The organism is Pigmentiphaga soli, from assembly GCF_039541095.1.
Taxonomy (GTDB): Bacteria; Pseudomonadota; Gammaproteobacteria; order Burkholderiales; family Burkholderiaceae_B; genus Pigmentiphaga; species Pigmentiphaga soli.
This window is the reverse complement of record NZ_BAABFO010000017.1, coordinates 34,943-48,910: the sequence shown is the minus strand read 5'-3', so window position 1 is coordinate 48,910 and position 13,968 is coordinate 34,943. Positions and strand designations below refer to the sequence as shown.

The 13,968-nt window shown below is 72.1% G+C and carries 10 protein-coding genes; 8 read left to right on the top strand and 2 right to left on the bottom strand.

The window, feature by feature from the left end:
• Positions 1-87 precede the first annotated feature (87 nt).
• A complete protein-coding gene (locus tag ABD927_RS16810; protein ID WP_345250994.1) occupies positions 88-1,284 on the bottom strand; it encodes a M20 aminoacylase family protein in 1,197 nt (398 codons plus the stop codon).
• Positions 1,285-1,436: 152 nt separating this feature from the next.
• Here ABD927_RS16810 and ABD927_RS16805 point away from each other — a divergent pair, with 152 nt between their 5' ends.
• From ABD927_RS16805 to ABD927_RS16795, 3 genes are all read left to right on the top strand, one after another.
• A complete protein-coding gene (locus tag ABD927_RS16805; protein ID WP_345250993.1) occupies positions 1,437-2,537 on the top strand; it encodes an aminopeptidase in 1,101 nt (366 codons plus the stop codon).
• Positions 2,538-2,583: 46 nt separating this feature from the next.
• A complete protein-coding gene (locus tag ABD927_RS16800) occupies positions 2,584-4,293 on the top strand; it encodes a long-chain-fatty-acid--CoA ligase (RefSeq protein ID WP_345250992.1) in 1,710 nt (569 codons plus the stop codon).
• Positions 4,294-4,430: 137 nt separating this feature from the next.
• Positions 4,431-5,768 carry a phospholipase A gene (locus ABD927_RS16795; protein WP_345250991.1) on the top strand — a complete coding sequence of 446 codons (1,338 nt, stop codon included), beginning with the start codon at positions 4,431-4,433 and terminating at the stop codon, positions 5,766-5,768.
• 66 nt (positions 5,769-5,834) lie between these two features.
• Here the strand turns inward: ABD927_RS16795 and ABD927_RS16790 are convergent, their stop codons facing one another.
• Entirely contained in the window at positions 5,835-6,707 is an 873-nt protein-coding gene (locus ABD927_RS16790) for an inositol monophosphatase family protein (RefSeq protein ID WP_345250990.1), read from the bottom strand.
• A gap of 143 nt (positions 6,708-6,850) precedes the next feature.
• On the opposite strand from ABD927_RS16790, the gene mnmC1 reads away from it, so the two are divergent.
• From mnmC1 to ABD927_RS16765, 5 genes are all read left to right on the top strand, one after another.
• Positions 6,851-8,857, top strand: a complete 2,007-nt coding sequence (gene mnmC1, locus ABD927_RS16785; RefSeq protein WP_345250989.1) for an FAD-dependent 5-carboxymethylaminomethyl-2-thiouridine(34) oxidoreductase MnmC1 — start codon at positions 6,851-6,853, stop codon at positions 8,855-8,857.
• A gap of 194 nt (positions 8,858-9,051) precedes the next feature.
• Positions 9,052-11,262, top strand: a complete 2,211-nt coding sequence (locus ABD927_RS16780; protein ID WP_425570283.1) for a glycoside hydrolase family 31 protein — start codon at positions 9,052-9,054, stop codon at positions 11,260-11,262.
• Positions 11,263-11,332: 70 nt separating this feature from the next.
• Entirely contained in the window at positions 11,333-12,895 is a 1,563-nt protein-coding gene (glpK, locus tag ABD927_RS16775) for a glycerol kinase GlpK (RefSeq protein ID WP_345250988.1), read from the top strand.
• Between the two features lie 25 nt (positions 12,896-12,920).
• A complete protein-coding gene (locus ABD927_RS16770) occupies positions 12,921-13,340 on the top strand; it encodes an NUDIX hydrolase (protein ID WP_345250987.1) in 420 nt (139 codons plus the stop codon).
• A 123-nt stretch (positions 13,341-13,463) separates the two neighbouring features.
• The gene (locus ABD927_RS16765; RefSeq protein ID WP_345250986.1) at positions 13,464-13,814 is read left to right on the top strand and encodes a GFA family protein; all 351 of its coding nucleotides are present in this window, start codon (positions 13,464-13,466) and stop codon (positions 13,812-13,814) included.
• Positions 13,815-13,968: the final 154 nt, after the last annotated feature.

Sequence of the window (13,968 nt, the reverse complement as noted above, 5' to 3'; positions counted from 1 at the left end):
AGGCCGGCGCCGGGGCGCCCCAGGCCGGCCGCGCCCCCTCGGGGGACAGCCATGCGAACGCCGTCCAGGCGCCCGGGCTGCCAGGGGCTATTTCATAAACCAGCGGTCGACCAGGCGCGCCCAGAAACTCGCTCCCAACGGCAGCAGGTCGTCGTTGAAGTCGTAGCTGGCGTTGTGCAGCGCGCACGGCCCCAGGCCATGGCCATGGTCGCGGTGCAGGCCGTCGCCGTTGCCGATGAACACGTAGCAGCCGGGCTTTTCCTGCAGCATGAAGGCGAAGTCTTCGGCGCCCATGGTGGGTTCCACCGCGGCGTCGACCGCGTGCTCGCCCACCAGGGAGCGCAGCACGTCGGCCACGAAGGCGGTTTCCGCGGGATGGTTGACCAGCGGCGGATAGTTGCGTTTGAAATCGACCTCCGCCGTGGCGTCGAAGGCGGCCGCCGTGTGTTCGGCGATGGCGCGCATGCGCGCCTCGATCAGGTCGAGCACCTCGAGCGAGAAGGTACGCACCGTGCCGCGCAGCACCGCCTCGTCGGGCACGATGTTGGTGGCGCGGCCGGCGTGGATCTGGGTGATGCTGAGCACCGCGGCGTCGATCGGCTTCTTGTTGCGGGTCACGATGGTCTGCAGCGACTGCGCGATCTGCACCGCGGTCATGACCGGGTCGGCCCCCAGGTGCGGCAGCGCCGCATGGCTGCCCTTGCCGCGCACGGTGATCTCGAATTCGTTGCTGGAGGCCATCATGGGGCCGGGCGTGACGCCGAAATGGCCGACCGCCATGCCGGGCCAGTTGTGCATGCCGAACACGGCCTCCATCGGGAAGCGCCTGAACAGGCCGTCGTCGATCATCGCCTTGGCGCCGGCGCCGCCTTCCTCGGCCGGCTGGAAGATCAGGTAGACGGTGCCGGCGAAATCGCGGTGCATCGACAGGTAGCGCGCCGCGCCCAGCAGCATCGCGCTGTGGCCGTCGTGGCCGCAGGCGTGCATGCGGCCGGGGTGGACGCTGGCGTGCGCGAAGGTATTGGCTTCCTGCAGCGGCAGGGCGTCCATGTCGGCGCGCAGGCCGATGGCGCGTCCGCCGGCCGCGCCCTTGCCTTCGACGATGCCGACCAGGCCGGTGACGCCGAGGCCGCGTTCCACCGGGATTCCCCATTCCTGCAGCTGGGCCGCGATGCGGTCGGCCGTGCGGCGTTCTTCGAAGCGCAGCTCGGGATGGGCATGCAGGTCGCGGCGGATCGCCTTGAGCTGCTGCTGGAATTCGACGATGGGTTCGAGCAGGTGCATGGCGGGACTCCGAAAGCTCGCGCCCCGGCGGGAAGCGCCGCGGCCGGCGCCATGAACTTCCGCGCCGGGCCGGGGTTCAATAGCCATTATCGTCAATGACTGCTGCAATGGCGAGAGGGTCGATGCGGTATCGTATTCTTGCGTTGTGCGCAATGGCGGCCCTGCTGGGCGGTTGCGCCGATCTCGGCTACACCTGGCAGGCCATCGCCGGGGAATCCCGCCTGCTTCAGGCAGCCCGGCCCATCGACCAGGTGCTGGCCGACCCGGCCACGCCGCCCGACCTGCGCGCGCGCTTGCGGCAGGCGCAGGCCGCCCGCCGCTTCGCCAGCGAGGTGCTGGGCCTGCCCGACAACGACAGCTACACCCAGTACGCCGACGTCGGCCGGCCCTATGTGGTGTGGAATGTGTTCGCCACGCCGGAGCTGTCGCTGCGGCTCAAGCAGTCGTGTTTTCCGGTGGTGGGGTGCATCGATTACCGCGGCTACTATGCGCTGGCCGACGCGCGGCGCGAGGCCGACCGGCTGCGGCAGGCCGGCTGGGACGTGCAGGTGGGCGGGGTGCCGGCCTATTCCACGCTCGGCTGGTACCGCGACCCGCTGGTCAACACCTTCATCCGGATGCCGCCCGGCGAGGTCGCGCGGCTGGTGTTCCACGAACTCACCCACCAGGCCGTCTACGCCAAGAACGACACCGCGTTCAACGAATCGCTGGCCACCACGGTCGAGCAGATCGGGCTCGAACGCTGGCTGAGCCTGCCCGAGAACGCGGCGCTGCGCGCCCCGTACGACGCCTATGCCGAACGACGGCACGACTTCATCGAACTGCTGCTCGACACCCGCCACCGGCTGGCGCAGGCCTATGGCGAAAGCGGCCGCGCGCGCGGCCCGGCGCCCACCGCGCCGCTGCCGGCCGACATGCCGCCGGAGGAGCTGGCCGCGCGTCGCGCGCAGAAAGCCCGCATCCTGGCCGACCTGCGGCAGCGCTACGAACAGCTCAAGCGCGACAAATGGAACGGCTATGCCGGCTACGACGCCTGGTTCGCCCAGCCCCTGAACAACGCCCACTTCGCCGCCATCGCCACTTATCATCAATGGGTGCCCGCCCTGCGCGCCCTGGCCGCCCGCTGCGGATCCTGCGCCAACGGCAGCCTCGCGCCCTTCCTGGAGCAGGCCCGCGAACTGGCGCGCCTGTCCCCCGTCGAACGCCGGCGCCGCCTGGAAGCCCTGCAGCCATTGGTGGGCTATCATCATTGACCGTAGCCCGGGGGGGCGGCGAGAAAATCCATAACGGAGACGAGGCATGGAGAAACCCTGGCTGGCGCATTATCCCGCCGGCATTCCGGCGGAGGTCGATCCGGGGAGGTACGAGTCGCTGGTGCAGATGCTGGAAGAGGCCTTCGTCCGCCACGCCGGGCGCGAGGCCTTCGCCTGCATGGGCGGCGCTCTCGCCTACGCCGAACTCGACGCGCAGTCCGCCCGCCTGGCGGCCTGGCTGCAGTCGCGCGGCCTGACGCGCGGCGCGCGGGTGGCGGTGATGATGCCCAACGTGCTGCAGTACCCGGTGGCCATTGCCGGTGTGCTGCGCGCAGGCTGCGCGGTGGTCAGCGTCAACCCGCTCTACACTCCCTATGAACTCGAGTACCAGCTCAGGGACAGCGGCGCCCAGGCCATCGTCATCCTCGAAAACTTCGCCCACGTGCTGCAGCGGATCATCGACGCCACCTCGGTGCGGCACGTGGTGGTGGCCTCGATGGGCGAACTGCTGGGGCCGGTGCGGGGCCGGGCCGTCGATTTCGTCGTGCGCCGGGTCAAGAATCTGGTGCCGCCCTACGAGCTGCCGCAGGCCTGCCGCTTTTCGCGGGCGCTGGCCGAAGGCGCGCGGCTGCCGCGGGCGCCGGCCGGCGTGGGCCCCGACGACGTCGCCTTCCTGCAATACACCGGCGGCACCACCGGCGTGGCCAAGGGCGCCGTGCTGCTGCACCGGAACCTGGTGGCCAACGTCCTGCAGTGCGAAGCCTGGCTGATGAACGGTGTGGGGCAGGCCGCGGGCCCCAAGGCGGCCGAGCAGCAGGTATTCGTCGCCGCGCTGCCGCTTTATCACATCTTCGGGCTGACGGTCTGCGCGCTGCTCGCCATGCGCGTGGGCGGGCTCAGCGTGCTGGTCCCGAATCCGCGCGACCTCGACGCGCTGGTGGCCACGCTGGCGAAATACCGCTTCAACCTGTTCCCCGGCGTCAACACCCTGTTCAACGCGCTGTTGAATCATCCGCGTTTCGGCAGCCTGGATTTCTCCGGCCTGCGGGTGGCCGTGGGCGGCGGCATGGCGGTGCAGAAGGCTGTGGCCGACCGCTGGCTGGCGGCCACCGGCACGCCGCTGTGCGAAGGCTACGGCCTGTCGGAAACCTCGCCGGTGGCCTGTTGCGTGCCGGTCGACGTCGAAACCTATACCGGCTCGATCGGCATGCCGCTGCCGTCGACCGAGGCGGTGCTGCTGGACGACGCCGGCAACGTGCTGCCGCCGGGACGGCAGGGCGAGATCGCGCTGCGCGGGCCGCAGGTGATGGCCGGCTACTGGAACCGCCCCGACGAAACCGAGCTGGCCATGACCGACGACGGTTTCTTCAAGACCGGCGACATCGGCACGATGGACGAACGCGGCTATTTCCGCATCGTCGACCGCAAGAAGGACATGATCCTGGTGTCCGGCTTCAACGTTTATCCGAACGAGGTCGAATCGGTGGCGGCGCATCATCCCGGCGTGCTGGAGTGCGCCGCGGTGGGCGTGCCCGATGCGCATTCGGGCGAGGTGGTCAGGCTGTTCGTGGTGCGGCGCGACCCCGCGCTGACCGAAGCCGAATTGTTGAAATTCTGTCGCGAGCGGCTGGCCGGTTACAAGCGGCCGCGCGAAATCGTGTTCCGCCGCGAGTTGCCGAAGACGAACGTCGGTAAGATATTGCGTCGGGAGCTGCGCGAAGAAGCGGCCAGGGGGGCGGGGCGGTCCGCCGCCTGAGCCCGGCGCCGGGCCGGCCCATGCGGGCCGCCGCGCCGGCGGCCGAGGCCCGCGATACGAAGCTCCCTTCCATTACCGGTGCCCCCCGTGGGCGCTTCGATTGGCGACACGGGGGCGGCATGTTCCACGCATCAGCTTTGTTCCGATCCACCGGCGTCGGCCGCCGCGCCGCGCGTCTGCGCGTGCTGGCGGCTGCGCTGTCCGGCCTTGCGCTCGGCCTGGGCGCGGCGGCGCCGGCCCGCGCCGCGGCCACCTTCCGCCTCGACCGCCTGCAGGCGGCGCCTGGCGAAACCGTGCGGATCGAGGCCATGTTCTTCAACGACGGCAACGCCTCCACCGTATGGACGCCGCCGCGCGAACTGATCCTGCAATGGCGCGACGCCAAGGGCGCGGCGCTGCGTTCGCGCGCCGTGCTCGACGGCGATGGCGCGGCGCTGGACGTGCCGGTGGGCCGCTTCTCGCGGGTGACTTGGCGCGCGGTGGTGCCGATGCAGGTGCATGGGCTGCAGGCCATCGGCATCGAAGGCGAGCCGGTGCTGCTGGCGCTGGATGCGACGGCGGCCGAGGCCGGCGCCGTGGCCGGGACCCGCGCCTATGGCCCGATCCTCGACGACGCCGCGCCGGGCACCGCGCCGGCCGTGCCCGACACCGGCGTGCTGAGCTCGGTATCGGGTGCCGGCGCGGCCTCGGCGCCGGCCAGCAGCGCCCTGGTCGGGCCGGCGCCGAACGAGGCCGCCTCCGCCTCGTACGAGAACGACACGCTGCAGCGCTTCCGCAGCGCGGTGTCGTCGTTCGAGCCGGTGTATTTCAGCGTCGGCACGCGCGACGGCAACGCCCGCTTCCAGATCAGCCTGAAGTATCGCTTTTTCCAGCCCGAGGCCGGCCGGCCCCGGCTCCGCGACAACATATACCTCGGCTATACCCAGACCTCGCTGTGGGACATCGGCGAAGAGTCGGCGCCGTTCCGCGACAGCAGCTACCGGCCCAGCCTGTTCTGGATGTCGGAGAACGTGTGGGAATCGGCCAGCCGCCGCTGGTCGATGGGTTTCGACGGCGGCCTCGAACACGAATCGAACGGCAAGGACGGCGACGCCTCGCGCGCGGTCAATTCGGTCTACGGCCGGCCGGCGCTGCGCTACCGCTTCGGCGACGGCAGCACGCTGAGCTTCGCGCCGAAGATCAAAGGCTACCTGAGCACCAACGGCAATCCCGACCTGTCGGACTACCGCGGCCACGTCGACTACCTGCTGCGCTGGGCCAGCGACGACGGCCCGATGGTATCGGCCCTGATACGGCGCGGCCACGCCAAGGGTTCGCTGCAGCTCGACCTGGCCTACCCGCTGCGCAGCGAATGGCTGGCGAACCTGAACGGCTTCCTGCATCTGCAGTATTTCACCGGCTACGGCGACACGCTGCTCGACTACAACGTGCGCGCGCGGCCGCAGCTGCGGATCGGCCTGATGATCATTCGCTGAGGGCAGGCGGCCGGCCATGCCCGCGCCGCGGGCAAGCCAGGGCGGCCGGCGCCGCGTGGCCGCCGTTCAGCCCTTCGGCCAGAAGGGCTCGATCATGGCCTGCAATTCGGCCGCCACCCCGGGCGTGCCGGCCACCAGGTCGCCGTCGACCGGCCACGGCTGGCGGCCGAGCGGGTCGAAGGCCTTGCCGCCGGCCTCGCGCACCAGCAGCGTGCCGGCCGCCAGGTCCCAGGGCTTGAGCCGCAATTCCCAATAGCCGTCGAAGCGCCCGCAGGCGACCCAGGCCAGGTCGAGCGCGGCGGCGCCGTTGCGGCGCACGCCGCGGGTGGCGTGCATGGCGGCGCGCAGCATGGGCAGATAGGTGTCGGCGAACGACATGTCGCTGTACGGGAAACCCGTGGCCAGCACGGAATCGGCCAGCGTGGCGGTGTGCGAGCAGCGGATGCGGTGGCCGTTGAGCCAGGCGCCGTCGCCGTGCACCGCGGTGAACATTTCCTCGCGGCAGGGATCGTAGACCACGCCGACCACCGGCCCGGCGGCCGGCAGCGCCGGCTGCAGCGGCAGCACGCTGCCCTGGGGCGCCACCAGCGCGATCGACACGGCGTAGTGCGGAATGGTGTGGACGAAATTGGTGGTGCCGTCGAGCGGGTCGATATACCAGCTGGCCGGCCCCGACGGCGTGCCACCCGTTTCCTCGGCCACGATGCCGAACGCCGGCGTCTTGGCGCGCAGCACCTCGATGATGGCCTCCTCGGCCTCGCGGTCGGCCTGCGACACCAGGTCGTTGCGCGCCTTCAGGTCGATCACGAGTTCGGCGCGCCGGTGCGCATAGGCCTGCAGGACGGCCGCGCCGGCATGGGCGGCCGTGACGGCGGCATCGAGCGCGCGCGACAGATCGAGCGGGGCGGAACGGACGGGAGCGGGGGGAACAGTATTCATGTCGGTTATCCATGGCCCCACGCGCCGAGACGCATGAACCTACGCCATTCTATCCAGGATGCGGCGGATCCGGCTACGCCGGTCCGCCCGCATCGCCCCTCGAGGCGCGTCGGCGCGCCGTCGCGGGTCGGTATCATGGCGGCGTGTTCAAGCCGCTGATCCCCTCCACTCCCGAGTTCGCGTCCGACGGCGTGCCCTACAGCGGGCGCTACGGCGACGTCTACCATGCCGCCCAGGGCGCCCTGGGCCAGGCGCGCCACGTATTCCTGGGCGGCAACGGCCTGCCCGAACGCTGGCGCGGCCGCGCGGCCTTCACCGTGTGCGAGACGGGGTTCGGGCTGGGGCAGAATTTCCTCGCCCTGTGGGAAGCGTGGCGCGCCGACCCGGCGCGCAGCGCGCGGCTGCACGTGGTGTCGATCGAGGCCCATCCGTTCGCGCGCGACGACTTGGCCCGGCTATTGATGCCGCGGCTGCCCGATGCGATGCGCGGCCTGGCCGCCGAGCTGCTGGCGCAATATCCGCCGCTCGTGCCGGGCCTGCACCGGCTCGATTTGCAGGGCGGCGCGGTCACGCTCACGCTGGCCTTCGGCCTGGCGCTGGACGTGGCGCCGCGATTGTCGGCGCGGGTGGATGCCTTCTTCCTGGACGGCTTCAGCCCGGCCCGCAATCCGGAGATGTGGTCGGCGCCGCTGATGAAGGCGCTGGCGCGGCTGGCCGCGCCCGGGGCCACCGCCGCTTCGTGGACCTGCGCCGGCGCCGTGCGGCGGGCCTTGCAGGAGGCCGGCTTCGAGGTCGACAAGCGGCCCGGCTTCGGCGGCAAGCGCTCGATGATCGCCGCCCGCCATGCGCCGCGCTTCACGCTGCGCAGGCCGGCCGCGGCGCCCGGTCCGGCCGGTGGGCCTGTTCTCGCCGGCGCATCGGGTCCGGCCGGCGTTCGTGTTTTCGCCGGCGCGCGCGAGGCGGCGGTGATCGGCGCCGGCATCGCCGGGGCCGGCGTGGCACACGCGCTGGCGCTGCGCGGCTGGCGGGTGACGGTGCTCGACGAAGGCTTGCCGCCGAGCTTGCCGGCGGCCGCGGCGGGCGCATGGCCCGGCGGCCTTGGGATGCCGGGGGCGACGTATCCGGCGTTGCCGGGTGTCGCGCCGGGTCCCGGCCACCTGGCCGCCGCCCTGACGCCGCTGGTGGCCCGCGACGACAATGCCCGCGCCCGCCTGACGCGGGCCGGCGCGCTGCGGGCGCAGGCCCGCTGGGCGCCCTGGACCGACGGCGATATCGTGGCGCGCTGCGGAACCGTGCAGCAGGCGCGTTCCGACGCGAAGCAGGCGGACCTGCACCGGGCCCTGGGCGAACTGGCATTCCCAGCGGACTGGGTGCGCGCGGTCGGCCGCGACGAGGCGTCGGCGCTGGCCGGGCTGCCGCTGGCGCGCGGCGGCGCCTGGTTCCCGGGCGGCCTGCGGGTGCGGCCCGGCCGGCTGCGCGCGGCGCTGTTCGATCATCCCTCCGTCACGCTGCGCCAGGGCCATGTGGCGCGGATCGCGGCGCTGCCCGGCTCCGCGTCCGGCTGGCGGGCGCTGGACGCGGCCGGCGGCGTGCTGGCCGAAGCCGCGGTGCTGGTGGTGGCCAATGCCGCCGGCGCGCCGGCCCTGCTGGCGGACAGCGGCTGGCGCGATGGCGCGGCCGCGCCGAAATTCTTCGCCCTGCGCGCGATCGCCGGCCAGATCACGCTGCTGCCGGCGTCCCTGCTGGGCGGCGGACCGCGCTGCATCGTCGCCGGCGAAGGCTATCTGCTGCCCGCCATCGATGAAAAATGCGTAACAGGAAGTACCTATGTCCACGACGCCGCGCAGGCCGCGACGACGGCCGACGGCCTGCGGGTCAATCTGCAGCGCGTGGGCGGCCTGGTGCCCGGTTTCGACCCGGCCGCGGCGCCGGCGGACCTGCCCGGGTGGGCGGGATGGCGGGCCGTGCTGCCCGGGCGGCTGCCGGCGATCTGCGAGGTGCCGGGGGCGCCCGGCCTATGGCTGGCGGCGGGCTATGCCTCGCGCGGGCTGACCTGGTCGGCGCTGGCCGGGGACGTCATCGCGGCCAGCCTGGAGGGCGAACCGGCGCCGCTCGAACGCGATCTGCTGGCGGCGGTGGGCTGGCGCTGAGGGGCGGGAGCCGGCCCGGAAAGGCGCCGGAATCCGGCCCGATGGTTTATTTGATACCCCGAATCCGTCAAAATAGCGGTTTTGGCGAAAGTACGGCGGATTTGGCGTCCCGGCGCGGTGGCATGCGCGGGCCGAGGCGGCGCTATTGCGCCGGCCATTGTACCCAGGCCAATCTGACGAGATAGAGGGAACCTGTGCCACTTCGAACCGAATCCTCCCGCTACCAGCGTCTGGAATCCCTGTCCCTCCATGCTTCGGACCCGGTCAGCTTCCGGTTTAACACGGACGGCGGCCGGGCGCTACTTGTCGAGGCGCATGCGCCCGGCGTGTTCCGTTTATGCATCGGCGGGCCGCTGGCCGAAGGCCGGGCGCCGTCGCCCGGCGCCGCCCGCGCGGCCGCGCTGCAAGACCTGCTGGCCCGCGCCGAGCCCGTCGGCGAAGCCTCGCTCGAACAATTCGAGGCCGACGGCCAGGCGGCATTCCGCCTGGTGCAGGGCGACCACGCCCTGGAGCTGCGCAGCGCGCCGCTGCGCCTGACCCTGCATCGCAAGGGCCAGCCCGTGCTGGCCTCGGCCGGCGGCGACGGGCAGGCCTTCGGCGTGGCCGACGGCGGCTGGCGCGTGGCGTTCGACCTGGCCGACGGCGAGTCCCTGCACGGCCTGGGCGAGACCACGCAGTCGCTGGACCGGCGCGGCGCCGTCATCGCCACCGACGATCCCGACGCGCGCGCGCTGCCGCTGTGCTGGAGCCCGGGCGGCTGGGGCGTCTACGCCAACACGCTGGCCCCCACCGTGCACGCGCTGGGCGCGGCCGCCGCGCCGTCCGGCTACGTGCTGGCCATCGGCGATGCCGACCTGGACCTGTTCCTGTTCGTGGGCGACCCGGCCGAAATCCTGAACCAGTATTCGCAGATCACCGGCCGCGCCGGCCAGCCGCCGCTGTGGAGCATGGGCACCTGGCTGCAGCAGCCCGACGGCGGCAGCGCCGACGAACTGGCCGGCACCGCCGCGAAGATGCGCGAACTCGCGATTCCGTTCGACGCCGTCTCGCTGGCGTCCCCGGTCGCGTGGGACATCCGCACCAAGCTCGCCCTCGAATGGGATGCCGCGCGCTTCCCCGACCCGCGCCACATGCTGGCGCGCTTCAAGGAACTCGACGCCAAGGTCTGCGCGCCCGGCTTCCCGGCCGTGCTGACCGCCAGCCCGATGTTCGCCGACCTGGAAGACAAGGGCTGGCTGCTGACCGACGACAGCGGCGGCGCGCAGGCATTTCCCGGCATCCCGGCCACCGGCGGCGCGGCCTTCGGCCTGCTCGACCTGACCCACCGCGACGTCTGGGCCTTCTGGCGCGACAAGATCCGCCAGCTGCTCGACGAAGGCGTCGACGCGGTCGCCTGCGACGCGCAGATCCACATCCCCGACGGCGTGTCCTCCCGCAGCGGCGACGACGGCGCGCGGCTGCGCACGCTGTATCCCATCCTCGTCAAGCGCTGCCTGTTCGAGGCCGCGGCGTGGAACAAGACCCCGGCCGAAGGCCTGGTCTGGAGCCACGACGTGTTCGCCACCGGCCAGCGCCTGCCGCTGCAGGCCTCGACCGCCGTGCCCAACGGCTGGGAAGGCCTGGCCGCCTCGATCCGCGCCGCGCTGTCGGTGGGCAATAGCGGGCTGCCCTCGCATGCGCACGACATCGGGTCGCCCGATCAGCCGCGCGACGGGCTCACGCCCGAGCTGTACCTGCGCTGGCTGGCGGCCGCGGTGTTCAGCTCGCATTTCCGCTTTCACGCGGTGCCCGGCCTGTTGCCCTGGGACTTCGGCGACGAGGTGCTGGGCCACGTGCGCACCTGGATGCAGTTCCGCTACCGGCTGATCCCCTACGTGCTGGGCGCGATCGAAGACGCCGCCCGCACCGGCCTGCCGGTGCAGCGCTCGATGGCGCTGGCCTTCCCCGACGACCCCGAAGCGCACCGCCACGAGCTGCAGTACCTGCTGGGGCCGGCGCTGTTGGTGGCGCCGGCGCTGGAGCCGGGCGACAAGATCCGCGTCTACCTGCCCAAGGGCGAGGCCTGGTGGGATCTGAACACCGGCTGGCGCTACGAGGGCGGCACGGCCTGGACTTTCGAATGCGGCCTCGACCGGCTGCCCGTATTCGGCCGCGAAGGCCACATGCTGTGCCTGGGCCCGGCCGCGCAGCACACCGGCGAATTCAACTCGGCCCGCATCCTCGACGAGGTCTGGCTGTTCGGCATGCCGGTGCACAACCCCACCGTCATGCGCAACAAGATCCGCGTGATGCAGATGCAGGGGTCGAGCTACGCCAAGGGCCTGGAAGGACTGCGCATCCTGCCGTCCGAAGGGCTGGAGGTGAAGCGGCGCGGGGCCGAGGTAAGGATTTCGCGGGCGCGCTGAGCGCGCGGCCGGCGGGCGGCGGGACGCCGCCGCCGGCGTCAAGACATACGTGGGCGAGGAGACGGGGACGATGACTTACGTACTGGCCCTCGACCAGGGCACCACCAGCTCGCGCGCCATCGTGTTCGACCGCGACGGCGTCATCCGCGGCGTCGGCCAGCGCGAATTCCGCCAGTACTATCCTCAGCCCGGCTGGGTCGAGCACGACGCCGACGAGATCTGGCGCAGCCAGCTCGAAACGGCGCGCCAGGCCATGCGCAACGCCGGCGTGGGCGCGGCCGACATCGCCGCCATCGGCATCGCCAACCAGCGCGAAACCACCGTGCTGTGGGAACGCGTCACCGGCCGCCCGCTGGCGCGCGCCATCGTCTGGCAGGACCGGCGCACCGCCGGCCTGTGCGAAGCGCTGCGCCAGGCCGGCCACGGCCAACGGCTCCAGCAGCGCACCGGGCTGGTGGTGGACGCCTATTTCGCCGGCACCAAGCTCGCCTGGCTGCTCGACAAGATGCCCGGCGCGCGGGCCCGCGCCGAGCGCGGCGAACTGGCCTTCGGCACCATCGACAGCTGGCTGGTGTGGAAGCTGACCGGCGGCGCCGTGCACAGCACCGATTACGGCAACGCCTCGCGCACGCTGCTGTTCGACCTGCACACGCGCGACTGGAGCGACGAGCTGCTGGGCATCCTGGGCGTGCCGCGTCAATTGCTGCCGCGGATCGCGCCCAGCAGCGCCGTGGTGGGGCATGCGCTGCCCGAGTGGCTGGGCGGCGCGATCCCGATCGCCGGCGTGGCGGGCGACCAGCAGGCGGCCACCTTCGGCCAGGCCTGCTTTTCGCCCGGCATGGCGAAGAACACCTACGGCACCGGCTGCTTCATGCTGATGAACGTGGGGCGCAGGCCGGTGGCCTCGCGCAACCAGTTGCTGGCCACGGTGGGCTGGGCGCTGCCGCGGCGGCAGGCGGCGGGCGGGCCGGTAGCGCGCGGACCGGCAGCGGGCGGACCGGGCGCCGCGGGCCTCGACATCGATTTCATGCTCGAAGGCAGCATCTTCGTCGCCGGCGCGACGGTGCAATGGCTGCGCGATGGGCTCGGCGTCATCAATCGCTCCGACGATGTCGAAGCGCTGGCCGCCAGCGTGCCCGACACCGGCGACGTATTCCTGGTGCCCGCCTTCGCAGGCCTGGGCGCCCCGTACTGGGATCCCTACGCGCGCGGCGCGCTGGTCGGCATCACGCGCGGCACCACCAAGGCCCACATCGCGCGCGCGGCGCTGGAGGCGATCGCCTTCCAGAGCGCCGAACTGCTGGCGGCCATGCGGCGCGACAGCGGCATCGCGCTGCAGGAGCTGCGGGTGGACGGCGGCGCCGCGCACAACGACCTGCTGATGCAGTTCCAGGCCGATCTGCTGGGCGTGCCGGTGGTGCGGCCGCGCGTGACCGAAACCACGGCGCTGGGCGCTGCCAGCCTGGCCGGCTGCGCGGTCGGCTTCTGGAGCGGCCAGGACGAGGTCAGCGCGCAATGGCGGGTCGGACGCCGTTTCGAGCCGGGCATGGCGGGCGACGAGCGCGAACGCCGCATGGCCCGCTGGGCGCAGGCGGTGCAGCACGCGCGCGGCTGGGCGCGGCCGGCGCCATGAGCGCGCGCCCGAAGGAGGCCGTCCAATGCCGCGCGCGCTGACCTGCGCCCTGCTGGTCGTCAGCGACGCCGGCTGGCTGATCGTGCGCGCCACGCGCAGCAACCGCTGGGACTTCCCGAAGGGACTGGCCGAACCGGGCGAAACGCCGCTGCAGGCCGCGCTGCGCGAATGCCGCGAGGAAACCGGCCTGGACTGGAGCGCCCGCGCCGCCGACGCGCAAGACCTGGGCCGCCACCCCTATCTGCCCGGCAAGGACCTGCACCTGTTCCGCCTGCGCGTGCCCGGCGTGCCGCCGCTGGACGCCTGCCGCTGCACCTCGATGGTGGAAGCGCCGGGCCGCCGCCCGTTTCCCGAAGTCGACGCCTTCGCCTGGGCGCCGCCGGACCAGGCCCGGCCGCGGCTGGGCAAGAGCCTGCGCGCGCTGCTCGCCTCGATCGGCGTGTGACGCTGCCCCGGCAGCCCCGGGGCTCATGCGCCGATGGCCGGTTTTTCCTGTCATCCGCGCTGCCGTATAGTCGCGTAAAACCGGCGCCGGCCCGGCGTTCGCCCATTCCCCGGAGATCCCGTCATGCCATTCGAAGGCAGTTGCCACTGCGGTGCCGTCACCTTCCGCGTCGATGCCGATGCGCCGGCCCAGGCCATAACCTGCAATTGCTCCCACTGCCGGCGCAAGGGCACCGTGCTGGCGTTTTTCCCCGCCGACCGGTTCGAGCTGACCGCCGGCGAAGACGCGCTGCGCACGTACACCTTCAATACCCACCGCATCGAGCACCGTTTCTGCTCCGTCTGCGGCACCCAGCCTTTCGCGTTCGGCAGCATGCCCGACGGCTCGCCGGTGCGGGCCGTCAATCTGCGCTGCGTGCCCGCCATCGACCTCGACGCGCTCGAGATCAAGCGCTTCGACGGCGCATCCGCCTAGCGGAGCACGTCAACGTCCCCCGCCGCCGTTGACGTGAATCAATGCTGCACTGCGGCCAACTTGGCTAGAATGAATTCCGACATCGTTCCGGGACCGGCCATGCCAGTGCATTCTCCCGCCATACCGCTTGTCCGCCGCCGCGCCGCCGCGCGCA

What these genes read in the sequence shown, in the direction of transcription:
- ABD927_RS16810 (WP_345250994.1), bottom strand. Translation starts at nt 1,284, where the DNA reads ATGCACCTGCTCGAACCCATCGTCGAATTCCAGCAGCAGCTCAAGGCG.
- ABD927_RS16805 (WP_345250993.1), top strand. Translation starts at nt 1,437, where the DNA reads ATGGCGGCCCTGCTGGGCGGTTGCGCCGATCTCGGCTACACCTGGCAG.
- ABD927_RS16800 (WP_345250992.1), top strand. Translation starts at nt 2,584, where the DNA reads ATGGAGAAACCCTGGCTGGCGCATTATCCCGCCGGCATTCCGGCGGAG.
- ABD927_RS16790 (WP_345250990.1), bottom strand. Translation starts at nt 6,707, where the DNA reads ATGAATACTGTTCCCCCCGCTCCCGTCCGTTCCGCCCCGCTCGATCTG.
- glpK (WP_345250988.1), top strand. Translation starts at nt 11,333, where the DNA reads ATGACTTACGTACTGGCCCTCGACCAGGGCACCACCAGCTCGCGCGCC.
- ABD927_RS16770 (WP_345250987.1), top strand. Translation starts at nt 12,921, where the DNA reads ATGCCGCGCGCGCTGACCTGCGCCCTGCTGGTCGTCAGCGACGCCGGC.
- ABD927_RS16765 (WP_345250986.1), top strand. Translation starts at nt 13,464, where the DNA reads ATGCCATTCGAAGGCAGTTGCCACTGCGGTGCCGTCACCTTCCGCGTC.